Raw genomic sequence first — 23,599 nt, forward strand, 5'->3', positions numbered from 1 at the left:
GCGAGGTCTGCAAGATGAGTACGTTGAACGAGTACCTGGGCCAGAAGCGCGATGCCGTGCTGGCGCGCAACGCGCGCGATCCGCAAACGCTGGCGCCGGTGAAACTGCGCGCGCAGGTCAGCGCCGAAGGACGCAGCGGCGTGCGCCGCATCCGCATCCGGGACCACCAGGTGGTCAGCGACAGCCCGGCGGATTTCGCCGGCTACGACCTGGGGCCCAGTTCTCCCGAACTGCTGCTGGGGTCGCTGGGTAGCTGCCTGACGCACATCTTCCTGATCAAGGCGGCGGAACTGGAACTGCCGCTGGAATCGCTACAGGTGGAGATCGAGGGCGACCTGGATCCGCGCGGCGGCAAGCCGGGCTACGAGAAGGTCCCGTTCTTTCCGCACAATATCCGCTACACGGCCCACATCGTCTCGCCGGCCGACGAGAGCGCGGTGCGCGCGGTGCACGAGGCGGTGGAGCAATGGTGCCCGATCCTGAACCTGCTCAAGCAGCCGCAGCCGCTGGAAGGCAGCGTGCGGCATACGCGCCCGGCCGCGAGCTGAGGCCGGGGGTCAGGTCAGCGTGCTGCGCATGAGGATGTCGGTCAGCGCGCGGGTGGGCCGGTTCGGCGAGGGCGCCGAAATCACGATGAATTCCACCTGCGGCAGCGCCGGCAGTTGCGCGGCGCCCGCGGGCGCGGCCAGCCCCGCGGTGGACAGGTGCGAGGGCTGCACGGTGATGCCCAGGCCCGCGCGGGCGGCGGCCTGGCAGCCGGCGTAGCTGGTGCTGGTGCAGACGATCTGCCAACTGCGCCCGGCCCGCGCGAGCGCGTCCAGCGCCAGCGTGCGCGTGACGCTGGGCTCGCGCAGCAGGATCAGCGGCAGCGGCATGTCGGGCGCCACGCGCAGCCCCTCCTTGGCCTGCCACAGCAGGGCTTCCTTGTGCAGCGTCTGGCCGCGGCGGTCGCCGCGGCGGCGCTTGCCGATCATGACGTCCAGCCCGTTGTCGTCCAGCAGCTTGTATAGCTCGCTGGTGACGCCGATGGTCAGGTCCAGTTCCACTTCGGGGTGGGCCAGCCGGAAGGCGGCCAGCACGTCGGGCAGCGGGCCCATCGCCAGGTCGTCCGAGGTGCCCAGGCGCACGCGGCCCCGCAGGCGCGGCGCGTCGAACAGGCGTTCGGCCCGTTCATGGGCGTCCAGGATGATTTCGGCGTGCACCAGCAGGCTGCGGCCGTCGCTGGTGAGGGCGAGCGAGTGCGTGTCGCGCAGGAACAGGCGGCGGTTCAATGCCAGTTCCAGTTGGCGGATGTGTTCGCTGACGGTCGGCTGCGTCAGGCCCAGCCGCCGCGCGGTTTCCGTGAAGCTGGGAGCGGCGGAGGCGGCGGCGAAGGTTTTGAGCCACAAGGGATTGAGCATTGTGCCTGGTCATAGGGTATTCCGATGACAGTTAAAGTACTCAATGGCCTTCACGATGACAAGCCGCGCGCCTATAGTTTTCCGCAAGTTCCACGGAAATCCCTGCCATGCGCCGCTTTCTTCCCGACCAATTCACGCTCGTCCTGATCGCCACCGTGGCCTTCGCCAGTGTCTTCCCGGCGGTGGGCAAGGGGGCGTCGTTCATGATGGTGGCGAGCAACCTGGCGATTTCGCTGCTGTTCTTCCTGCACGGCGCGCGCCTGTCCACGGAGGCCATCGTGGCCGGGGTGAAGGACCTGCGCCTGCACGCGCTGATCCTGGCCTGCACCTTCCTGCTGTTTCCCGCGCTGGGGCTGGGCCTGCGGGCGCTGTTTCCGGGCCTGCTGGCGCCGGCGCTGTGGCTGGGCGTGCTGTTCGTCTGCACCTTGTCCTCCACCGTGCAGTCTTCCATCGCCCTGACGTCCATGGCGCGCGGCAACATCCCGGGCGCGATCTGCGCGGCCACCGCGTCGAATCTGCTGGGCACCGTGCTGACGCCGCTGCTGGTGGCGGTGCTGCTGCACCGCCAGGGCGGGGGCCATGGCCTGGCCGACGCCGGCCGCATCCTGTTGCAGCTACTGCTGCCGTTCGCGATGGGCAGCCTGTTGCGGCCGTGGATCGGCGCCTGGGCCCAGCGCAACAGCCGGACGCTGGCGAAGGTGGACCGCAGCTCCATTCTGCTGGCGGTCTACACCGCGTTCAGCGAAGCCGTGGCGCAAGGAATCTGGCATGCGTTCCCGGCGATCGACATGGCATCCATGGTGCTGGTGAACGCCTTGCTGCTGGGGTCGGCGCTGTTGATCACGACGTGGGGCGCCCGCAAGCTCGGATTGTCCAAGGAGAACGAGATCACGCTGGTCTTCTGCGGTTCGAAGAAGTCGCTGGCCTCGGGCATCCCGCTGGCCACCGTCCTGTTCGGCACGTCGCAGATGGGGGTGGTGGTGCTGCCCCTGATGATCTTCCACCAGATGCAGTTGATGGTGTGCGCGGTGCTGGCGCGCCGCTATGCGGAGCGGCCGGTTCCCGGTCAGGCGGCCGCGTCGTCCAGCGGCCGGATCTTGCCGGCGGGCCGCCAGTAGACGCCGCCCTCGCGTTCCTCGACCGACAGCGCGGTCAGTCGGCCGTTCTTACAGGGTCCGCCCACGCACAGGCCGGTGTCGGGCTGATAGGTGGCGCCGTGGCGCGCGCACATGAGCAGGTCGCCCGCGCGGGTGAAGAAGCTGCCTTCCCAATCCAGTTCCACGCCCACGTGGGCGCAGCGGTTCAGGTAGCCGTGCACGCGGTCCTGGTAGCGCACGAAGAACGCGGTCGTGCGGCCGGCGCCATCGGACACGGGGACTTTCACGCCCAGGCCGCCATTGACGAGGTCGGTGGCGGCGCAGACGCGGACTTCGGGGGCGGCGGGAGAGTCCTGCATGGAAGGCCTGGAAATCAAAGGGGAGGATAGTCGTCCAAGGGGGTGGGCTTGTCAATCCGCCGGGACGGCGGGGGCGCGTTCCTGCTGGCGCGCCCACATGCTGGCGTACACGCCGTCTTGCGCGAGCAGGTCGGCATGGCGCCCGCGCTCGACGATGCGGCCTTCGGCCAGCACGATGATCTCGTCGGCGTCCGCCACGGTGGACAGCCGGTGGGCGATGATCAGGGTGCTGCGGCCCTGGCTGACTTCGCGCAGATTGGCCTGGATCTCGCGCTCGGTGTGGGTGTCCAGCGCGCTGGTGGCCTCGTCGAACAGGAAGATGGCGGGATTCTTGAGGAGGGTGCGGGCGATCGCCACGCGCTGTTTTTCGCCGCCGGACAGCTTCAGGCCGCGCTCGCCGACCAGGGTCCGGTAGCCGTCGGGCATGGCCATGATCAGGTCGTGGATGTGCGCCAGGCGGGCGGCCGCCTCGATTTCTTCGTCGCCGGCTTCGGGGCGGCCGTAGCCGATGTTGTAGCGGATGGTGTCGTTGAACAGCACGGTGTCCTGCGGCACCACGCCGATCGCCGCCCGCAGGCTGGCCTGCGCGACGTCGCGCACGTCCTGGCCGTCGACCAGGATCGCGCCGCCGTCGGCGTCGTAGAAGCGGAACAGCAGGCGGGCGATGGTGGACTTTCCGGCGCCCGACGTGCCCACGACGGCCACCGTCTTGCCGGCGGGGATGGTGAAGCTGACGCCCTTGAGGATGGGCCGGCGCGCGTCGTAGCCGAAGCGCACGTCGCGGAACTCCACCTGGCCGCCCGCCACGCGCAGGGGCCGGGCGTCCGGACGGTCGGCCACTTCCCGGTCCTGGCCCAGCAGCTCGAACATGCGTTCCATGTCGACCATGGCCTGCTTGATTTCGCGGTAGATGAAGCCGAAGAAGCTCAGCGGGGAGTACAACTGCAGCAGGTAGGTGTTGACCAGCACGAAATCGCCCAGCGTGTAGCGGCCCTCGGCGATGCCGGTGGCGGCCATCCACATGACGAGGGTCAGCCCGGCCGAAATGATCGCGGCCTGGCCGATATTGAGGATCGACAGGCTGACCTGGCTGCGCACGGCGGCGCGTTCGTAGCGGGTCAGCGACGCGTCGTAGCGGCGGGCTTCGTGCTCTTCGTTGCCGAAATACTTGACCGTTTCGTAGTTCAGCAGGCTTTCGATGGCCTTGGTGTTGGTTTCGGAGTCGGTCTCGTTCATCAGGCGCCGGAACTTGGCGCGCCATTCCGTGACGACGAGGGTGTAGCCCATGTACAGGATGACGGTCGCGCCGGTGGCCAGCGCCAGCCAGGCGTCGAACATCTTCCACAGCACGATGCAGACCAGGCCGATTTCGAAGAAGGTCGGCAGGATGTTGAAGAGCAGGAACGACAGCAGCGTCTGGATGCCTTTGGTGCCGCGCTCGATGGCGCGGTTCAGGCCGCCGGTCTGGCGTTCCAGGTGGAAGCGCAGCGCCAGCGCGTGCAGGTGCCGGAAGATCTGCAGCCCGACCGCGCGGATGGCGTGCTGGCCGACCCGGGCGAAGATCGCGTCGCGCAGTTCGGAAAACAGCAGGGAAAGCACTCTGGCGCTGCCATAGGCCAGGATCAGGCCCAGGGGCACCGTGACGGTCCCCGGCGCGCCCTTGCCGAGTTCGTCCACGGCCTGCTTGTACAGCAGCGGCACGTAGACCGTGGCCGCCTTGGCGGCGAACAGGCACAGCAGCGCCGCGACCACGCGGGCTTTCAGGCCCGTCCTGCCGGGCGGCCAGAGGTAGGGGAAGAGGGTGCGCAGCGTATGCAGATTGCCGCCGTTCTTGGGCCGGGTTTCAGGAGGATTCATGGGGCGGGTGAGGGTGGTTGCGCAGGGCCGGGCGCGGGGCGGCGGGCCGGGTGAACGGCATTATCGGGCACCTGCCGCATTCTTGCCCGGGACCGCGGCGCGCTGGCCCTGGGGGTATTATCGGGATCATGGCGCCGGGATGGGCAGGTCTCTCCCGGCGCTTCCAATCCGGTATCGCGACACGGGCGCAGCCTGGAGGGCCCGCATTTTTACTGTTCCAACCAAGGATCGAGCCCGGCTGCCCCTTGGTTGCGCGACCTGGCGCGTATTCGCCGCGCGAGCGTCGCGTTGCAAGCTACGGAGGGTCTTATGGCGAAAGTACCCGCAGTGAAATTGAACGACGGCGGCAGGATCCCGCAACTGGGCCTGGGCGTCTGGCAGGTTCCGGACGAGCAGGCGGCCTCCAGCGTGAAAGAAGCGCTGGCGGCAGGCTACCGCTCCGTGGACACCGCGGCCATCTACGGGAACGAGGCCGGCGTGGGCGCGGGCCTGCGCGGCTCCGGCGTGGCGCGCAAGGACCTGTTCATCACGACCAAGCTCTGGAACGACCGGCACGGCTACGACGAGGCCCACAAGGCCATGGACGAGAGCCTCGGGAAGCTGGGCCTGGCGTACGTGGACCTGTACCTGATCCATTGGCCGGTCGCCGGCGGCGAGACGTTCCTGGATGCCTGGCGGGCCATGATCGAGATGAAGGAAGACGGCCGCGCGCGCTCGATCGGCGTGTCCAATTTCACGCAGGCCAACCTGGAGCGCCTGATCGACGCCTCCGGCGTCACCCCGGCGGTGAACCAGATCGAGCTGCACCCCGGGTTCCCCCAGCGCGGCTTGCGCGCCTTCCATGCCAGGCACGGCATCGCGACCGAATCCTGGAGCCCCCTGGCCCAGGGCGGGGTGGCCAAGGAAAAGGCCATCGTGGACCTGGCGCGGAAGTACGGCAAGTCGCCCGCCCAGGTGACCCTGCGCTGGCACCTGCAGAACGATCTGATCGTGATCCCGAAGTCGGTCACGCCGGCCCGCATCCGCGAGAACATCGACGTCTTCGACTTCGAATTGTCGGCGGCGGACATGGCCGCCATCGACGGCATCCCGGACGGCAAGCGCCTGGGACCGGACCCGGAAACGTTTGGGTAGGATGGGTGGAGCGCGAGAGTTCTTAAGCTAGAACACCGCCCTCCAGCGCGCGCAACCCATGCGGCCGTAGGCAGATTGTGCCTGGCATCGGCCGGAAAACAAGCGATTGCGGCCGCATGGGTTGCGCGCGCTGGATACCTGAGTTCTTGCCCAGGAACTCTCGCGCTCCACCCATCCTACTTGATCGGGAATGCCCAGTAGCGCACGATCACCACCAGCAGGATGGCCAGGGCGACCCAGGACGCCCAGTGCCAGCCGCCGGTGCCGAGCAGGGCGGCCATCAGGCCGAACACGCTGAGCACGCCCAGCACGATCGGCGCGCCCCAGACAAACATGAAACCGCGGGTCGTCTTCGTCATGCGGGGGTCCTGTCGGGAATGGCGGCGGCCTGGTGCTTGCGCACGAGTTCGGCGATGCGCGCGTCGGTGGCGCGGCGCCGCGCCAGCCAGAGATAGAGCCCGCTGACCAGGACGACGATGGTGATGATGTCCAGCAGCGCCCAGAGGATCTTCAGGGGCATGCCGGCGTAGTCGCCGAAGTGCAGCGGGCGCGACAATTCAAGGGCGGTCAGGTACCAGGGCATGCGGGCCACGGTCGTCAGTTCGCCGGTCTTGCCGTCAATCAGGACGGGCGTGTTCAGGCGCGAGGTCAGCGGCGAATCGCCGCGCATCCAGGCGATGTAGTGGTGGGGGCTGCCGAAGGCGTTGCCGGGGAAGGCGATGAACGACACTTCGTTGCCGGGCAGGGCCTTCCTGGCCGTGTCGGCGGCGGACTGGGCCGAGGCCAGTTCGGTGGGCACCGTCTCGCCCTTGTAGGGTTCCAGGATGCGCACCAGTTCAGTGGACTGCCACAGGCGGAACAGCGGCGTCGACAGTTCGTTGATGACGCCGGTGACGCCCACCACGAAGGCCCAGACCAGCGTCACGATGCCCAGCAGGTTGTGCAGGTCCAGCCATTTCAGGCGCGTGGAACGGGCCGCGCGCACCGTGCCGAATTCCAGTTTCTTCATGAACGGGCCGTAGAGCACGACACCGGAGACGATGGCCACGCAGAACAGCAGGCCCATGAAGCCCAGGAACAGCTCGCCGGGCAGGCCGGCGAACAGGTCCACGTGCAGGGCCAGCATGATGCCCATGAACGAAAAGCGGTCCTGGGCATAGGGCGGGCCGTCCAGCAGCACGTCGCCCGTGCGGCCGTCCATGCGCACGGCGTGGCCGGACACCTGGCCGTCGCCGGGTTTCTTCGCCATGCCCACGTAGACCTGGGGTTCGTCGGGATCGAAGAACAGGTAGTCGACGGCTTCGCCCGGGTACATGGACTTGGCGGTGCCGATCAGTTTGTCGAGATTGGCGGGCGGCGTCGAGGCGGGCACGTCCGACAGCGGTTTGCCGTCGTCCAGCCAGTGTTCGATCTCGTGATGGAACACCAGGGGCAGGCCCGTCAGGCAGATGATGAGCAGGAAGATCGTACAGACCAGGCTGGTCCATTTGTGGACCAGATACCAGGTTTTGATGGTGGACGCGGCTGTCATGGAACTGGGCAGTGGCGGTTCACGCGGCCCTTCGAGGCGCGTGTTGGGGAAAGTCCCGACATTATCACGAATAATATCGATTCTCGTCACGTGGTTTTTCCACGGCGTGGCGCGGGCGCGCGGCGGGGACGGATCGAAAGCGGGTTAAAAAGAAGGTTCAGGCATCAATACGGTGGTAGTTCCGGATCATGGAGCAGCGTTTTCTCAAAGTCCCGCGCAACGAGCACGGCCGCGATTTCGCGGTGGGCGACCTGCACGGCCATTTTTCCCGCCTGGAGGACAGCCTGGACCAACTGGGCTTCGAGCCGTCCAGGGACCGGCTGTTCTCCGTGGGCGACCTGGTGGACCGCGGCCCGGAAAACGAGGCCGCGTTGGATTGGCTGGCCCGTCCCTGGTTTTACGCGGTGCAGGGCAACCACGAGGACTACGCCATCCGGCACGTGCGCACGGGGCGGGTGGACGTGGAGAACTGGCGCGGCTACGGCGGCGGCTGGTTCCTGGATTTGCCGCCGGAACGGCAGGAGGTCTTCGCCGAGGCCTTCGCGCGGCTGCCCATCGCCATCGAGGTCGAGACCTCGGCCGGCGCGGTGGGCCTGCTGCACGCGGACTGCCCGGTGCTGTTCTGGCCGCGCCTGGAATCCGCGCTGCAGGACCGCTACCAGCGCACCAGCGAGGCCTGCCAGTGGTCGCGCGACCGCCTGCGGCAGATGAACCGGACCGGCATCCAGGGCGTGCGGGCGGTGGTGGCGGGGCATACCCCGGTCGCGGCGCCGCTGCTGCTGGGGAATGTCTATCACATCGACACCGAAGGGTGGAAGTCCGGCTACTTCACGTTCCTGGAACTGGAGACGCTGCAGGCCTGGCCGCGGGAGGTGGTGACGGAAGCTTGATGCTCCGTGTGTCAGACACCAGCCGAGCCTTCCGTGTGTCAGACACGGTGGTGTCTGACACCGGCTGAATGTGAAACGCCTTCCGAAGTATCAAGCACCTGGCCAGTGCGATGGGTGTCAGACACCCGGAAACGTTGTTGCGGCCTGGCGTCTGTCTCGTATGGGTGTCTGACACCTGCGCGAGCGGTGGCTGGGTGTCAGACACCCGTGTAGCGCCGTCTCGAGCCTGTCGCGTTTTGCCGTACGGGTGTCTGACACCCGCGGGAGGCACTGCGATCAGGCTAGAGCGGCCGCGCCACGACCGTTCCGGGGCCGCTGACGGCGCCGGGTTGCGCGGGGGCGTCGGCGTCGACGCGCGGCACGGGGATGGGCGGGAAGAACGGCGTGTTGCCGGCCGGCGCGCCGTCGGCGCGGGGGACCGGGATCGGCAGCGCCTGCGGCGTCTGGACGGGGGCGTCGAGCGGCGCCGCGCCGCCGTTGGGCGGCAGCGGCTTCACCGAGGTGTCGGCGCCGTCCGTCGAACGGTTGTTGTTGAGGAAGTCCGTCAATTCGTCGCCGGACGACAGGTCCAGCGACGCCACGGCCTGCCCGGGCGGGAATTCCGAGAAATAGTATTCGCCGTTGTCCACCAGCAGCCCGTCGGGGCGCGGCGCGGGCTTGCCTTCCGGGACGCCCTTGAGCACCGGCTGCATGTAGTCCAGCCAGGTGGTCAGGGCCAGGCCGCTGCCGAACTCGTTGGTTCCCAGCGAGCGGGGCTGGTCGAAGCCCATCCAGACGGTGGTGGCCAGGTTGGGCGTGAAGCCCGAGAACCAGACGTCCACGGCTTCGTTGGTGGTGCCGGTCTTGCCGCCCACGTCGTTGCGCTTGAGCACCTGGTGCGCGCGCGCGGCCGTACCGCTGACCGTGACGCCGCGCAGGATGTCGTCCATGACCCAGGCGGTGCGCGGGTCGATGGCGCGCGCCTGCTCGTCGCCGGCGACGACCGGCTGCGCCTGCATCAGCACGTGGCCGGAGCGGTCGGTGACGCGGTCCACCAGGTAGGGGGTGACGCGGTAGCCGCCATTGGCGAACACGCCGTAGGCGTTGACGACCTGCAGGGGCGTGGCGCCGCCCGCGCCCAGCGCCAGGGGCAGCACGGCGGGCCAGCGGGATTTGTCGAAGCCGAAGCGGGTCAGGTAGTCCTGCGCGTACTGCGGCGTGATGGCCTGCAGGATGCGGATCGACACCATGTTCCTGGAGCGCACGAGGCCCTGGCGCAAGGTCAGCATGGGCTCGTACTTGTTGCCGTCGTTCTTGGGCTGCCAGGCCTTGGAGCCGGTCTGTTCGGCGGTCAGCATGAAGGGCTGGTCCGAGATCTGGGTGGCCGGCGTCAGGCCGCGTTCCAGGGCGGCCGCGTAGACGAAGGGCTTGATGTTGGAGCCGGGCTGGCGCCAGGCCTGGGTGACGCGGTTGAAACCGCCGCGGTTGTAGTCGAAGCCGCCGATCATGGCGCGGATGGCGCCGTCCTGGGGCGCCATGGACACCAGCGCGGCCTGCAGCGCCGGCATGTTGATGATTTCCCAGTTGTCGCCGTTCTTGTGGAGGTACACCACCGAGCCGCGGCGCAGGCGCTGGCTGTCGCCGGCCTTGGGGTTCAGCGCGCGGGCGACGACCGCCAGGGCCTTCTTGTCGGAGATCGTGACGATGTCGCGCGCGCTGCGGGCCAGCGTCACTTCGGTGGGGCTGGCGGCCAGCACCACGGCGGTCAGCAGGTCTTCGCTGTCGGGCGTCTTTTCCTGCACCCCGTCCAGGATCTCGTCCAGCGCGGCCGGGTCCTTTTCGACGCCTTCGGGCAGGTCGATCTGGTCTTCCGGGCCGGGATACGGCGCGCGGCGCGTGTAGTCCAGCACGCCGTCGCGCACCGCGAGGTAGGCGGCTTCCTGGTCCTTGGAGTCGATGGTGGTGTAGACGTCGATGCCCTTGGAATAGGTTTCTTCCTGGAACACGCCGTACATCAACTGGCGGGCTAGTTCGGCGGGATACTCGCCGTGCACCGCGAAGCCGCGCGCGCTCGTGCCGTCCGCGCCGCGGATGGTCAGGCGCTGTTTCAGGGCTTCGTCCGCCTGTTCGGGCGTCAGGTAGCCGAGCGTCTTCATGCGGCCCAGCACGTAGTGCTGGCGGATCTCGGCGCGCGGGAAGTTGGTGATGGGATTGAAGCGCGAGGGGGCCTTGGGGATGCCCGCCAGCATGGCGGCTTCGGCGGGGGTCACTTCGGACAGGGGCTTGCCGAAATAGGTGCGCGAGGCGGCCGCGAAGCCGTAGGCGCGGTGGCCCAGGTAGATCTGGTTCATGTAGAGCTCGAGGATCTGGTCCTTGGTGAGCTCGGATTCGATTTTGAAGGTCAGCAGCAGTTCATAGAACTTGCGCGAATAGGTCTTTTCCGAAGACAGGTAGAAGTTGCGCGCCACCTGCATGGTGATGGTGCTGCCGCCCTGCGTCTTGGATCCCTTGACCACGTTGGTCAGCACCGCGCGCGCCACGCCCATCCAGTCCACGCCGCCGTGGCTGTAGAAGCGGTCGTCCTCGGCGGCCAGCACCGCCTGGCGCATCACGGGCGGGATCTCGTCGAAACGCAGGACGTTGCGGTGTTCTTCGCCGTATTCGCCGATCAGCACCTTGTCCGCCGTATAGATGCGCAGCGGCACCCGGGGGCGGTAGTCCGTCATGGCGTGCAGGTCGGGCAGGCTGGGCCATGCCAGGGCCAGCGCCAGCCCGAGCAGGACGGCGCCGCACACGCCGGCGCCGGCGGCGGCGATGCCCGTCTTGACGAGGAGTCGTTTCCAGGGGAAACCCGGTTTGCCGCCCGGGGTGGCGGGAGATTGCTGGGGGGTGCTCATTGCAGGCGATTCTAGGACAGAACGGTATAGACCGCCCAGCGTGCAATAAGGTTTCGGTAACCAAATTTGTATCGCGGGCCGTGACAAACGGCAAGGCCGGCTGCCGCGGCCGCGCGCCCGTTCACCCTTTCGGGGCCGGCCGCAGGTAACGCTGGGGCGGCGCGCCCAGCGCGCGGTGGAACATGGCCGAGAACGCGCTGGCGCTGCGGTAGCCCAGGCCGGAGGCGATCCGCGCGATGGGCTCGCCGAGGGACAGGCGGCACACCGCGTCGGCCAGCCGCACCTGCTGCACCCACTGGCGGTAGTTCAGCCCCAGTTCGGCCTGGAACAGCCGGATCAGCGTGCGGGCGCTGGCGCCGACCTCGCTGCCCCAGTCCTCGATGCCGCGTTGCAGGCCCGGCTGGTCCAGGATGGCCGCGCAGATGGTCTGCAGGCGGCGGTCGCGGGGCCAGGGGATCTGGATCGGCGCGACGCGGGCGGCGGACAGTTCGGACAGCGCCAGGGCGGCGATCTGCTCGGCCCGGCCGCCCAGCGGGTAGTCGATGGGTTCCGCCGTGAGCGCCAGGACCAGTTCGCGCAGCAGCCCGCTGACCTCGACCACCTGGCATTGGGGCCAGTAGCGCTCCGCGGCCTCGGCCTGGAGATAGAGCGAACGCATGGAGACGGCGCCCACCATGTCCACGCCGTGCGGCACGCCCGCCGGCACCCATAGCGCGCGCAGCGGGGGCAGGGCCCAGAAGCCGCTGGGCGTGGTGACGCGCATGATGCCCTCGACGGCGTAGATCAACTGGGCCCGGGGGTGGGAGTGGGTGCCCGTCTGGGCGCCGGCGGGGAACTCCTTGGCCATGGCCGTGACCACGCGCGGCCGGTCCTGGTAGTCCTGCGCGTTGACGCTGCGGGCGGGGTCGGGCAGGGCGGGGCGTGCGGGCATGGGTGTCACTTCCGACATAAGGATGAGCAGGATGCCAAAAGGGCGATATCCGCATTTTGTCACTTATACGACGAAAATTGGCATGTCGGGCCGGCGCGGGATTCCTACACTGTCCACAGGTCCCGGCGCGGCGCCGGGCAGGCCATCCCATTATTGTCCGAGACCATGAACTCCGCCCAGAATCCCGCTGCCGTTGCCGACGGCAATCCCGCCCCGCCCGCGGCCCCGGCCGCCGCCTCGGATCCGTCCACCGCCTTCAAGGTGCTGGGCGCGATCAGCGTGGCGCATCTGATGAACGACATGATCCAGTCGATCCTGTTGGCCATCTACCCCATGCTGAAGGATTCGTTCAGCCTGTCGTTCGCGCAGATCGGCCTGATCACGCTGGTGTATCAATTGGCGGCCTCGCTGTTGCAGCCTTTCATCGGCTTCTACACCGACCGCAATCCCAAGCCGTATTCGCTGCCGGTGGGCATGGGTTTCACGCTGGTGGGGCTGCTGATGCTGTCGGTCGCGCCGTCGTTCGGCTGGCTGCTGGCGGCCGCGGTGCTGGTGGGCACGGGCTCGTCGGTGTTCCATCCGGAATCGTCGCGCGTGGCGCGGATGGCGTCGGGCGGCCGCCACGGGCTGGCGCAGTCGCTGTTCCAGGTGGGCGGCAACGTGGGGTCGGCGCTGGGCCCGCTGCTGGCCGCGCTGTTCATCATTCCGCACGGGCAGCGCAGCGTGGCGTGGTTTTCGCTGGCGGCGCTGTTCGGCATCGTGGTGCTGACGGGCATCGGGCGCTGGTACAGCGCCAACCGCGTCAGGCTCAAGCCGCGGGCGCGCCGCGAGGGAGCCGGCCACGGGCTGTCGCAACGGCAGGTGATGGGCGCCCTGGCCGTGCTGGGCGTGCTGGTGTTCTCCAAGTATTTCTACCTGGCCAGCCTGAACAGCTATTTCACCTTCTACCTGATGGACAAGTTCACCCTGTCGGTGCGCGAGGCGCAGCTCTTCCTGTTCCTGTTCCTGGCCGCGGTGGCGGTGGGCACCCTGGTGGGCGGCCCCGTCGGCGACCGCATCGGCCGCAAGATCGTGATCTGGGTGTCGATCCTGGGCGTGGCGCCGTTCACGCTGCTGCTGCCGCATGCGAACCTGTTCTGGACGGGGGCGCTGGTCGTGGTCATCGGCATGGTGCTCGCCTCCGCCTTTTCAGCCATCGTGGTCTACGCGCAGGAACTGGTCCCGGGCAAGGTGGGCATGATCGCCGGCCTGTTCTTCGGCTTCGCCTTCGGCATGGGCGGCGTGGGCGCCGCGGCGCTGGGCAAGCTGGCGGACGCCACGAGCATCGGCTACGTGTATCAGGTCTGCGCCTATCTGCCCTTGCTGGGCGTGGTGGCGATCCTGCTGCCGGACGTGGAAAAGGCGCGCGCCTGAGCCGGCGCGCGAGGGGCGGGACGGCGCCGTCCCGCCTTCGGGCTCAGCCTGTCCGCAGGGCGTTCAGGAGGGGGCTGCGGGTGTCGATGCTGGTGATTTCCCCGTCCTCCCCGTGGTGGACGACGGCCGAACGGCTGGACCGCAAATGCGTTAGCTGCGCCGGCGTGAGGGCGAAGCTCATCGCCAGCCCGTGGTCGCTCAAGGGCTTGATCGGCTTGCGGCGGTCCTTGCCGGAAAAGCGGCGATGGTTGTAGACCGCCCACGCCACCAGCACGGCGGCGTTGGCCGCAGCGAGCAGGGCATAGCCCGACAGCGTGCGCAGGGTGGGCACGAAGGCCGGCCACGGCGACATGCCGGGGCCTTCCGCCGCGCCGCTCAGGATGGCCAGGATGCCCGCGCCGAACAGGTAGACGAAGGCGAACCAGCCGATGCCGGTCAGGACGAGGTCGAACAGATAGCCCGCGCGGGACCGTTGCGTGGTGATGATCATGATGCGTCCGGTGATTTGATGCCCCGGTCCGGGCTGGTCCAGCGCGCGCGCTGGGCCTGCTTGCGGAGCATGACTTTGGGGAAACTGACGAGGGTGGTGAACAGGCTCACCATCCAGAAGGCCAGCGGATACCAGATGACCCAGTACAGGGCGCGCGGCAGGCCGGGTTCGTAGCGGCGGTCGATCAGGATGCTGACGGCGAATTGCAGCAGGCACACCATCGCGAGCATCATGCCGGTGAAGGCGGGAGGCATCAGGCTGGCGATGTGCATGTTGTTGGGCAGATCGACCACCTGGCTGACGGCCCACAGCAGCACCGATATGGCGAAGGCGAAGGCCCAGGCGGTGGACAGGCAGAATTCCGCCACCAGGGGCCACAGCCGGCGATGGCGCCAGCTCCAGATGGAGCGCAGGTTCTTCAGGAAGACCTCGGCGCCGCCCTGCGCCCAGCGCAGCCGCTGCTTCCACAGCCCGCGCAGGGTCTCGGGCATCAGGATCCAGCACAGTCCGCGCGGCTCGTAGAAGATCGACCAGTGGTCGCGCTGCAGCTTCCAGCTTATGTCGATGTCTTCGGTGATCATGTCCAGGCTCCAGTAGCCCACGCGGTCCAGCGCGGCGCGGCGGAACGCGGCGACCACGCCGGACACGGTGAAGACCTGTCCATAGACTCGCTGCGTGCGTTTGATGAGGCCGATGATCGAGGAGAATTCCCCCACCTGGATCCGGCCTATCATCGTCGAGCGCGTGCGGATGCGCGGGTTGCCGGTGACCGCGCCCACGCGCGGATTGTCGAGCAGCGGCGCCACCAGATAGGCGGCCGCGTCCGGATCCAGCATCGCGTCGCCGTCGATGCAGACCAGGTATTCGCTGCGCGCCGCCAGCGCGCCCATGCGCAGTGCCATGGCCTTGCCCTGGTTCTGCGCCAGGTGGACCACGCGCAGCCGGTCATGGATGGATGCCAGCCGGTCCAGCATGTCCGCCGTGCCGTCGCTGGAGCCGTCGTTGATGGCGATGACTTCGATGTGCGGATAATTCTGGCCCAGCGCGGCCAGCAGGGTCTCTTCGCCATGGTCCGCCTCGTTGAAGCAGGGCACCAGGATGGAGACCAGCGGATTGCCCGCCAGCGGCGGCGGCTCGCGGTCCTTGCCCCATTGCCAGTGCCGCTCCCAGTGCCACCAGAAATAGAGGCCGCCGGTCATCCACATGCCGGACATGAACAGGGGGTAGAAGAACACGAAGCCCAGGAGCGCCTCGCCGGTCAGCATCAGGGTGAAGCCGAAGGGCGCGCCGAGCATCGCGCAGAGAATAATCAGGGCGATCAGTCGGTCTATCATCGGATGGGATACCACGCATCGGAAATGGCGGGCCGGATGTCTTGCAGCCGGGGCTGGTCTTGCGAGAAGTCGTCGGGGTAGTAGCCGAAGCTGCGGGCGCCGCGCAGTTGCAGGCGCTTCATCCAGCCGGCGAGCACGGCGGTGTCGACCGGCGCGGCTTCCGGACGGCCGGGGCCCGTGCGCCAGTCGCGCGCCTGCAGTTCGAACACGGTCCTGTCCAGCGCGCCGGGCCGCCTGGCGACGGCGTCGACCATCCGGTCCAGCCAGGCGTTTTCGCGGTTCTCGGGCACGTTCTCCATGCGCGGCATGGCCATCGGCGCGGTCCAGTCGTAGGAGCCCAGGAAGTCGTCCAGGTTCTGCGCGAACCAGGTCTCGCTGGCGGGGTTCAGGATGGGTTCGGCGTAGATATTGCGGGCCGTCTTGATCTGCGGGCCGCGCACCGCGCGCACGCGTTCGGCCAGCTCGGCCGTGAAGTCGACCAGCGCGCGGCTTTTCAGGCGCGTCCAGCGCTGCAGCGTGTCCGGGTCCGCGCGCAGTTCGGCGACCGACCCGGGCAGACCGGCCTTGCGGTAGGCCGCCAGGGCGCCGGGGCTGGCGTCCTCGAAGTCGCTCAGGACGGCATCGTCATGGAACAGCACGCCGTCGAACAGGGTGTAGCGCGCCAGGTCCTCGTACAGATCGCCGATGCGCCGGCGCGCCACCGGATCGAAGGGCGACAGGCGCAGGTACTGGTCCGGATCCGGCGCCGGGGCGGCGTCGGGATGGGCGGGATCCCAGCGCGTGACACGCCCGATGGAGGGGTCGAGGTCGACCGCCAGCACCGGCATCCAGGCATAGACATTCACGTGCGCCCGGTTCTGCAATTGCCAGGAAACGCGGTTGAACAGGTCCGCGCGCATGGGCAGCCAGCGGTTGGGGAAGTACACGGACTTGACCAGCCCGTCGGCCTCGGGGTCGGCGAACGCCTGCAGGAACACCGTATTGATCTGCATGTCCACGATGCGCTGCACCAGTTCGCCCAGGTTGCGGTCGGCTTGGTCCGGATCGGGATCGTAGACATAGTCCAGGTCCACGTGCGCCACGCGCATCATGGGCAGGGCCTCGATGCCCGCGATGCTGTCGGCGAAGGGCCGCAACCGCGGGTCGTTGGCCAGCAGCAGGCGCGGCGTCGACATGAGGCGGGACACCCGGCTGGGGCCGTCCTCCAGCGTGAGCGCCATCCGGTAGCCATGCTCGTCCGCGATCTTCAGGGTCGAGCCGCCTTCGGCGCCGTAGGGCCACACCCAGACGCGCGGCGACTTGCCGGTGGCGCGGCGGATCTTGTCGGTGATTGCGGCCACGTCCCGTCCCATGCGGGCCTGGAACTGCGCCTCCGATTCGTACTGGCGGCCGCGGCCGTCGTAGACCCGGATGGCGGCGGCCGGTTCGGTGTTGCCTTGCGGATTGGCCAGCGCGCCGTAGTGGGAGGCGTCCGTGTGCGCGGCGATCTCCACCAGGCCGGACTGCGAGATCTCGCGGACCTCGTTCCAGTCCAGGAAGCGGCCGCGCGGCTGGGGGCTGCCGCCGAAGTCCACCTGCCTGCCGGCGGGCGTATCCATCCACATGCCCACGGGCGCCAGCAGGGCCGGCCACCGATAGGCTTTCAGGATGGGCAGGACTCGGGTAAGGAAGCTGCGGTAGCCGTCGTCGAAGCTCAGCAGCACGGCCCGCTCGGGCAGGGGCTTGCCGCCATTGCGCGCGTCCAGGATCTGGTCCACGGACACGGCCTGGTAGCCGTTCTCGCGCAGCCAGGCCAACTGGTCGACCAGGCGGTCGGTGCGCACGCTGAGGAAGCCCTGGTCGGGGTCTTCGTCTTCGACGTCGTGGTAGGCGAGGGCCAGGAACTGGCCGGATGCCCAGGGCTTGTCGACGGGTGCGACGGTCCGTTCGGCCGGGGGCGTGTAGACGGGGATGTCCTTGGCGCAGGCGGTCAGGAGCAGGATGACCAGCAACAGCAGGCCCGCCAGGAGGACACGGGTATGGGTTTTAAGCATGGAGGCGGTCTCAGAAGCGGTAGGCGAGGTCGAAGACGATGCGCAGTTCGCGCTCGCGGTCGCCGTCGTACGGGCGGCTGATGCCGGTGATCATCGCGCCCATGTCGAGCACGTCATTGGCGCGGTAGCGCTGGCCGTAGCCCAGCGCGATCACGCCGCCGGTACCGTAGCCCTGCTGGGCGTACGCGCCGGCGCCGACGGTGCCGATCTGTTCCCAGGCGGTTTCGTAGCGGCGGTACAGTGTGTGCGTCAGCCGCAGGCCGGGCAGCAGCATCAGGTCGGAGCGCGGATTGAAATAGGGCACGTCGCTGCCGCCGCTGTTGCGCTGCGTGGAGATGTCGAATTCCAGGTCGGCTTTCAGGTGCGGCGCGGTGTAGACGCGCTCGCGTCCGTTCAGGCCGAGCGACCAGCGGTCGTTGCCGTCGCTGAAATGCGAAGGCGACAGCGACAGCGTCCATTCGCGGCGCTCGTTGGCGAGCCAGCGCACGTATCCCGACAGGCTGTTGGACGTGACCCCGCTGGCCAGGGCGCGCAGCGGCGTTTCGCGCGACATCAGTTCGGCCGAGCCGCCCACCTGCCAGTGGTCGTCCACGTCATAGGCGGCGGTCAGGCGCAAGCCCGGCTTGACGCCATGGCCGTAGTCATGGGTGGAGACCTCGCCCTCGACCGTCAGGTCGCGGCCGCGCCATTGCACGCCGGTGCGGACCCAGCGGTAGGTGCCGCGGCCTTCTTCGAAGTCGCCGGCCGCGTATCCGCCTCCGCCGAACACGCGCCAGTTGTAATCCAGCGGCCTGGAGTACAGCACCGCGTCGATGCCGAAGTCGCCGCTGCCGGAAACCGGGCTGTCCGATGCCAGTCCGCGATAGCCGTTGATCTGGAGTTCGGCCTTGTTGTGCACCTCCCATTGCCGGGCGAGCCGGCGCGACACCAGGTCTTCGGGGGCGCGCGCGAGGGTGTCCCGGCTCAGGGCCTCGGCCTGGCGCCATTCCTGCAGTTCCAGCGCGCCGAAGCCCTGGCCGTTCTCCACGCCCAGGTTGCGGGGCGTCAGCGTCTCCGCCATTTTCAGCGTGCGTTCCGACGCGCGCGGCAGCGAGCGAGCCCGGTACGTCGCCGCCAACTGGGCGAGCAGGGTGGAGTTGTTGGGCGCCTCGCGCACCATGTCTTCCAGGCCGCGCTGGGCGGTCTCGGTGTCGTCCGACATCAGGCTGGCCGCGGCGTCGGTCTGCAGGCGTTCCAGGTGCAGGTCGTTCGGGATGCGGCTGGGCTGGCCCTTGGCGTAGACCCAGGCCGGATAGCCGTCCCGCATGGCGTCCAGCGTTTCCGAGGCTTCCTCGAACGTTTCGGCTTCGGCCAGGGAGTAGTACAGGCCGGTTTCGTTGTTCAGGCGGTCCTCGGCGTCGTCGTCGCGCGTGGCGCCGCCGGCGGCGACCTGCCGGTAGATGTCGCGGGCCTTCTCGGGCTCGCGCAGGTACAGGTAGGCCGACGCGACGTCGTTCAGGGCGTAGCGCGGCACCTCCGCGCCTTCCGCCCGCAGCGCCTCGTATTCGCGCACGAGGTCCGCCATGCGCACGCGGGCATGCAGGGCGTGGAGCCGGTCGATGCGCGCGCGCAGCACGTCGCCGCGGGCGGTTTCGCCCGCTTCGCGCCAGGCGGGAATCAGTTCGTCGTAGCGGGCCAGCGCGCGGTCGGCGATGGTGAAGCGTCCGGCCTCGCCGCGCGTGGGCATGGAGGCCAGGCGCACTTGCTGGGCCACGGCGTCGGCTTCCAGGCGCCGCATCTGCGCGGCGTCGAGCAGGCCGGGATGTTCGCGGGCCCGCGCCAGCGCCTCGGCCGGCATGCGGGCGCGCTGCAACGCGTGGACGTATTCGCGCTGGACGTAAGGCGCGCCGGGGGCGATGGCCAGGGCCTGGTCGGTCTGGCGCAGGGCGTCGAACGGGCGGCCCTGGCGGGCGTGGACGTAGGCGAGCGCCAGGCGCGCATCGGCGTCCCGGGGCTGGCGTCCGACCCAGCGCTCGCCCGCCGCAAGCGCGGTTTGCGCCTGGCCGGCGTCGGCCAGCGTCATGATTTCGCCGGCCTGGAACGCCGCCAGCCGGGGATGCCGGCGCAGGCCCGCCCGGTAGGCGGCCAGCGCCTCGGGCCAGCGCCGCAGGTCGCGGTAGGCGCGCGCCGCGGCGAGCTGGACGTCGGCGGGCGGGGTGGCGCCGGCCGGCAGCGTTTCGTAGGCGGCGGCCGCTTCGGCCGGCCTGCCGGCCCAGCCGGCGATGACGATGCGGTCGAGGATGGCCCGCTGGCCGGCGGCCGGACCTTGCTGGCGCAGCATGGCCAGCGCGGGTTCGTATTCGCCGGCGCGGGCGCGGGCGATCAGGCTGTCGTAATCGTCATTGCCGGGGCTGGCCAGGGCCAGGGCAGGCGCCAGGGCGGCGCAGGCGGCAAACAGGCTCAAGCCCGCCGCGGCAATGCAGGGAGATGGCGGCCGGTCGGCGGCTTTCTCCGTGGGTCTTCCTTTGCATGGCATCTGTAGTACTTCCGCAGTTGCAACTAAGGGCGTTCGCGACCTCCGCCGGATGCGCGCGGCCGGCACGACGGCCGGACGCCTCGCGGGCGCAAGGCGCCGGCGACGGAGATGGAAACATGGGTTTTGGTTGCGCGGCGCCCGCTTCGGGGACCTTCGCACTCGCGCAATGGGAGTGCATGGCTAGTACGCGCCACGCCCGCAGGGCGTGGTTGCGGCGCTCTCGCGGCGTCGTCAACAGGACGGACTTTAGGGGTTTTCGAAGAAGTTAACTGTCAATTACTGCAAAGAGAGGGCCGCGCGGGTCGACCTTGACGTATTCTTCATCGCTCGTACCGCGTCCGTCTTGGCGCGGACACGGCGGCTGCGGGCCTATGCACAAGCGTGCCCCTTTGCCGCACAAGTAACAAAAAGCATCAAAAATGCTGAGGTGTAACGCGTTCCGCGGTGCGGACCCTGGGCAACGGCAATTCCGAGCGACGGCGGACGCCGCGAAAGCGCGAGCCGGCAAGAACCATGACGACTTCCTTATTCTTCCTGATGTGGGGCCTGGCCACGGGATTGGCATTGCCATTGTTCGTGCCCTTCCACGCCAGCAACGTGGGGGGCATCAGGGCGTTCACGGCCGCCAACGCGCTGGCCGTCCTGTCCCTGCTGGCGTATGCGTCCTCGCGGATCCTTCCGCCGGGCGTCTACGTGATCGTGTCGAACGCGGCATGGGTCTGCGCGCTGAGCCTGGTCTACGTCGGCGTGCGGCTGTTTTTCGGCCTGCGTCCGCAAGTCCTGCGCACGGCCGGCCTGGGCGCGCTTTGCATCCTGGCGTTCGCGTTGCTGCTGTACGGCGGAGACGACCTGCGCGGACGCATACTGCTGTTCTCCGTCTATACCTGTACGGGCGCCCTGGCGACGGGGCGGGTGATTTTCCAGCAGCGCAAGCGGCTCAAGACCCGCGGCGTGATGCTGTACCTGATGCTGGCGATCTTCGGGCTGGCGGGGCTGCATGCGCTGCGCGTGGCGGTCTATACCATTGGCGGGCAGATGCCCGTGTCCTTGCTGGATCCGTCGCCCTGGGCCCTGTTCTTCATCGTCTGCGGAGTGGTCACCGTGCCGGCGCTGTTCCTGGCGCTGCTGCTGTTGGTCCAGACCAGCCAGTCCGAGCAGATGCAGGCCGCGCTGACTTTCGACAGCCTGACGCGGGCCTATTCGCGGCGCAGCATCCTGGACGAACTCGGCCGCGAGCTGCGGCGCTGCAAGCGCGTCGGCGGAAAGCTGGCCGTGCTGGTGCTGGACATCGACCATTTCAAATCCATCAACGACCGCTACGGGCACGCGGGAGGCGATACCGCGCTGCGCCACTACGCGCAGGTCGTCCAGCGGGCCGTCCGGAGCAGCGACCGCTTCGGCAGGCTGGGCGGCGAGGAATTCGTGCTGCTGATGTATGACTGCGACTCGGCCCGCGCGCTGGTGCAGGCGCAGCGAGTGTGCGACGTCCTGCGCGACGCGCCCCTCTACCTGCAAGGGGCGGAAGTCCCGATGACGACCAGCGGCGGCCTGGCCGTGTACCTGCCGGGCGACACCGCCGACGGCATCCTAGCCCGCGCCGACGCCGCGCTCTACCGCGCGAAGCAGCAGGGCCGCGACCGGGTGGAGATGGCCTGGCCCGGGCGCGCCCCGGGCCGCCCGGCGGACGCGGCGCCGGCCGCCCACGAGGGCGCGGAGTCTACGGTTTGAGGTGTTCCTTCAGGAACTTTTCCATGGCCTCGTAGAACTCGAACTTGTTCTCGTCGTTGTGGAAGCCGTGGCCCTCGTTGTCCTTGACCATGTATTCGACCTCGACGCCGCGCGCGCGGAGCGCCTTGACCATCTGGTCGCTCTCGTCCTTGTTCACGCGCGGATCCTTGGCGCCCTGCGCCACGAACAGCGGCGTCTTGATCCTGTCGGCGTGCAGGGCGGGGGAGGTCGCGGCGAGGCGTTCGCTGTCGCGCTCGGGGTCGCCCACCATGTCCTGCATCTTGGCCAGCATGGGCTTCCAGTACGGCGGAATCGACTTCATGAACGTGAACAGATTGGACACGCCCACGTAATCGACCGCGGCCGCGTAGAGGTCCGGCGTGAAGGCGACGCCGGCCAGCGTGGCGTAGCCGCCGTAGCTGGCGCCGTAGATCCCGATGCGCTTGGGATCGGCGATGCCTTGCCCCACCAGCCATTGGACGCCGTCCGTGATGTCGTCCTGCATCTTCAGGCCCCATTGGCCGAAGCTGGCTTCCCAGAAGGCGCGCCCATAGCCGGTGGAGCCGCGGAAATTCATCTGCAGCACGCAGAAACCGCGGTTGGCCAGGAATTGCACCTCGGGGTTGTAGCCCCAGCCGTCGCGCGCCCATGGGCCGCCATGCGGATTCACGATGCAAGGCAGGTTCGTGGGGGCGCGCCCGGCGGGCAGCGTCAGGTAGCCGTGGACGGTCAGGCCGTCGCGCGTCTGGTAGCTGATGGGCTGCACGCGGGACATGTCCGCTTCGGGGATGGCCGGGTTGATGTCGGCCAGCTTGGTCAGCGTGTCGGAGGCGGCGTCGTAGATGTAGCGCGAACCGGGAGTGCGGTCGTTGTAGGCGGCGACGATGAACTTGTTTTCGTCGCGGTTGGAGCCCTGGATGGCGAATTCGTAGCCTTCCAGCCTGGCCGACAGCTTCTTGAACAGCGTCTCGGTCTCGGCGTCGAAAAACCGGTACTGCGGCTTGTCGGTCTGGTAGGCGGCCAGCGTCAGCACGCGGCGCTTGCGCGAATAGGCCGCGGCGTCCAGGTCCACCGTGTCGGGGGTGAAGATGGTTTCTTCGACGTCGGGCGCGGCCGGGTCGATGACCACCAGCGCCAGCTTGTCGCGGCCGCGGTTGGACAGGGCGTAGAACTTCTTGTCGTCGAAGGTGAAGAACGCCGGGCTTACGCTGGTCCGGTAATCGGTGGTGATCAGCGGACGGAACTCGGAGGCTTCGTCGTCGCGGTAGAGCAGGGTGGTGTTCAGCCCGTCGCTGGCGACCGCCGCGCGCACCTTGCCGGCGTGGTCGGTCTGCCAGCCGACGATATTGCCGGGATTCTGCGCCACCAGCACCGCCGCGCCGGTGTGGACGTTGACGCGGTAGACGTCGAAGACCTCCGGGTCGCGCTGGTTGTGGCTGATCAGGACGTGGTCGGGGTCGTCTTCGAGGTCGTCCTCGATCCCGGCGCGCACCCCTTCGTAGGGCGTCAGGTCGGTGATCTTGCCGGTCTTGGCGTTGACGGCCAGCACGTGGAAGTTCTCGTCGCCGCCGAAATCCTTCTGGTAGAGCACCACATCGGCGCCTTTCCAGAAGAAATTGCTGATGTCGCGCGCGGTTTCGCTGGTCAGTTGGCGGGGGTCTCCCACCGGCGTGCTGCCTTGCAGGGGCTGCACATAGATGTTCATGCGGGCGGGGTTGCCGTCCACGCTGGTGGGCTGCATGAAGCCCAGCGTCCTGCCGTCATCGGCCAGCCGGAAAAAACCGCGTTCCGGATTGCGGAAGAAATCCTTCAGGGGGTAGGCGCGGGGCGGTTGCGCGGCGCTGGCGCCCAGCGATGCGCTGACGATGCCGGCGGCCAGGACGGTGCGCTTCAGGAATGAGAACAAGGGGAACCTCCGAGGTTGCTGCGGCCGCGGGCAGGGCCGGCTGCCGGCTGGTCCACCGATAATGCCATAGCGGCGCCGGCGGTGTCGAACCGCCGGCGCGCGAGG

General features: G+C 68.5%; 18 protein-coding genes. 6 read left to right on the forward strand and 12 right to left on the reverse strand.

Annotated elements, in window-relative coordinates:
• The first annotated feature begins 14 nt into the window (after nt 1–14).
• Nucleotides 15–548, forward strand: coding sequence for an OsmC family protein (locus tag AVE30378_RS24085; protein WP_129244322.1), 534 nt, complete (start codon nt 15–17; stop codon nt 546–548).
• A 9-nt stretch (nt 549–557) separates the two neighbouring features.
• On the opposite strand, the gene AVE30378_RS24090 is transcribed toward AVE30378_RS24085, so the two are convergent.
• Nucleotides 558–1,400 (reverse strand): LysR family transcriptional regulator, encoded by an 843-nt coding sequence (locus tag AVE30378_RS24090; RefSeq protein ID WP_129244324.1) that lies wholly within the window; start codon nt 1,398–1,400, stop codon nt 558–560.
• A 107-nt stretch (nt 1,401–1,507) separates the two neighbouring features.
• Between AVE30378_RS24090 and AVE30378_RS24095 the strand changes: the two genes are divergently transcribed.
• Nucleotides 1,508–2,518 carry a bile acid:sodium symporter family protein gene (locus tag AVE30378_RS24095; RefSeq protein ID WP_129244326.1) on the forward strand — a complete coding sequence of 337 codons (1,011 nt, stop codon included), beginning with the start codon at nt 1,508–1,510 and terminating at the stop codon, nt 2,516–2,518.
• Here the strand turns inward: AVE30378_RS24095 and AVE30378_RS24100 are convergent.
• Nucleotides 2,467–2,856 carry a Rieske (2Fe-2S) protein gene (locus tag AVE30378_RS24100; protein ID WP_129244328.1) on the reverse strand — a complete coding sequence of 130 codons (390 nt, stop codon included), beginning with the start codon at nt 2,854–2,856 and terminating at the stop codon, nt 2,467–2,469. The two genes, AVE30378_RS24095 and AVE30378_RS24100, sit on opposite strands and share 52 nt — an antisense overlap.
• Before the next feature lie 51 nt (nt 2,857–2,907).
• Nucleotides 2,908–4,713, reverse strand: a complete 1,806-nt coding sequence (locus tag AVE30378_RS24105) for an ABCB family ABC transporter ATP-binding protein/permease (RefSeq protein WP_165360285.1) — start codon at nt 4,711–4,713, stop codon at nt 2,908–2,910.
• A 309-nt stretch (nt 4,714–5,022) separates the two neighbouring features.
• Between AVE30378_RS24105 and AVE30378_RS24110 the strand changes: the two genes are divergently transcribed.
• Complete coding sequence (locus tag AVE30378_RS24110) at nt 5,023–5,847, forward strand: aldo/keto reductase (protein WP_129244330.1); 825 nt, start codon at nt 5,023–5,025, stop codon at nt 5,845–5,847.
• Between the two features lie 176 nt (nt 5,848–6,023).
• On the opposite strand, the gene AVE30378_RS24115 is transcribed toward AVE30378_RS24110, so the two are convergent.
• Nucleotides 6,024–6,206 (reverse strand): hypothetical protein, encoded by a 183-nt coding sequence (locus AVE30378_RS24115; protein ID WP_129244332.1) that lies wholly within the window; start codon nt 6,204–6,206, stop codon nt 6,024–6,026.
• Nucleotides 6,203–7,378, reverse strand: a complete 1,176-nt coding sequence (locus tag AVE30378_RS24120) for a PepSY-associated TM helix domain-containing protein (protein WP_129244334.1) — start codon at nt 7,376–7,378, stop codon at nt 6,203–6,205. Before AVE30378_RS24120 ends, AVE30378_RS24115 begins: the two co-directional genes overlap by 4 nt.
• 188 nt (nt 7,379–7,566) lie before the next feature.
• Here AVE30378_RS24120 and AVE30378_RS24125 point away from each other — a divergent pair, with 188 nt between their 5' ends.
• Nucleotides 7,567–8,268, forward strand: coding sequence for a metallophosphoesterase (locus AVE30378_RS24125; protein WP_129244336.1), 702 nt, complete (start codon nt 7,567–7,569; stop codon nt 8,266–8,268).
• A 281-nt stretch (nt 8,269–8,549) separates the two neighbouring features.
• Here AVE30378_RS24125 and AVE30378_RS24130 read toward each other — a convergent pair whose 3' ends face one another.
• Together AVE30378_RS24130 and AVE30378_RS24135 are read right to left on the reverse strand one after the other, a co-directional pair.
• The gene (locus tag AVE30378_RS24130; protein WP_129244338.1) at nt 8,550–11,144 is read right to left on the reverse strand and encodes a penicillin-binding protein 1A; all 2,595 of its coding nucleotides are present in this window, start codon (nt 11,142–11,144) and stop codon (nt 8,550–8,552) included.
• Nucleotides 11,145–11,265: 121 nt separating this feature from the next.
• Nucleotides 11,266–12,075: an AraC family transcriptional regulator gene (locus tag AVE30378_RS24135; RefSeq protein ID WP_129244340.1), complete on the reverse strand. Its 810-nt coding sequence runs from the start codon at nt 12,073–12,075 to the stop codon at nt 11,266–11,268.
• 165 nt (nt 12,076–12,240) lie between these two features.
• Between AVE30378_RS24135 and AVE30378_RS24140 the strand changes: the two genes are divergently transcribed.
• Entirely contained in the window at nt 12,241–13,488 is a 1,248-nt protein-coding gene (locus tag AVE30378_RS24140) for an MFS transporter (RefSeq protein WP_129244342.1), read from the forward strand.
• A 43-nt stretch (nt 13,489–13,531) separates the two neighbouring features.
• On the opposite strand, the gene pgaD is transcribed toward AVE30378_RS24140, so the two are convergent.
• The 4 genes from pgaD to pgaA are packed head-to-tail and all read right to left on the reverse strand — an operon-like array spanning nt 13,532 to nt 19,788.
• Nucleotides 13,532–13,978, reverse strand: coding sequence for a poly-beta-1,6-N-acetyl-D-glucosamine biosynthesis protein PgaD (pgaD, locus tag AVE30378_RS24145; protein ID WP_129244344.1), 447 nt, complete (start codon nt 13,976–13,978; stop codon nt 13,532–13,534).
• Nucleotides 13,975–15,312 carry a poly-beta-1,6-N-acetyl-D-glucosamine synthase gene (pgaC, locus tag AVE30378_RS24150; protein WP_129244346.1) on the reverse strand — a complete coding sequence of 446 codons (1,338 nt, stop codon included), beginning with the start codon at nt 15,310–15,312 and terminating at the stop codon, nt 13,975–13,977. Before pgaC ends, pgaD begins: the two co-directional genes overlap by 4 nt.
• The gene (gene pgaB, locus AVE30378_RS24155) at nt 15,309–17,345 is read right to left on the reverse strand and encodes a poly-beta-1,6-N-acetyl-D-glucosamine N-deacetylase PgaB (protein WP_129244348.1); all 2,037 of its coding nucleotides are present in this window, start codon (nt 17,343–17,345) and stop codon (nt 15,309–15,311) included. Before pgaB ends, pgaC begins: the two co-directional genes overlap by 4 nt.
• A gap of 10 nt (nt 17,346–17,355) precedes the next feature.
• Nucleotides 17,356–19,788 (reverse strand): poly-beta-1,6 N-acetyl-D-glucosamine export porin PgaA, encoded by a 2,433-nt coding sequence (gene pgaA, locus AVE30378_RS24160; protein WP_244235129.1) that lies wholly within the window; start codon nt 19,786–19,788, stop codon nt 17,356–17,358.
• Nucleotides 19,789–20,373: 585 nt separating this feature from the next.
• Here pgaA and AVE30378_RS24165 point away from each other — a divergent pair.
• The gene (locus AVE30378_RS24165) at nt 20,374–21,588 is read left to right on the forward strand and encodes a GGDEF domain-containing protein (RefSeq protein WP_129244352.1); all 1,215 of its coding nucleotides are present in this window, start codon (nt 20,374–20,376) and stop codon (nt 21,586–21,588) included.
• Here AVE30378_RS24165 and AVE30378_RS24170 read toward each other — a convergent pair.
• Nucleotides 21,578–23,494 carry a S9 family peptidase gene (locus AVE30378_RS24170; protein ID WP_129244354.1) on the reverse strand — a complete coding sequence of 639 codons (1,917 nt, stop codon included), beginning with the start codon at nt 23,492–23,494 and terminating at the stop codon, nt 21,578–21,580. The genes AVE30378_RS24165 and AVE30378_RS24170 overlap by 11 nt on opposite strands.
• Nucleotides 23,495–23,599: the final 105 nt, after the last annotated feature.

This window comes from Achromobacter veterisilvae (assembly GCF_900496975.1).
Classification (GTDB): domain Bacteria; phylum Pseudomonadota; class Gammaproteobacteria; order Burkholderiales; family Burkholderiaceae_B; genus Achromobacter; species Achromobacter veterisilvae.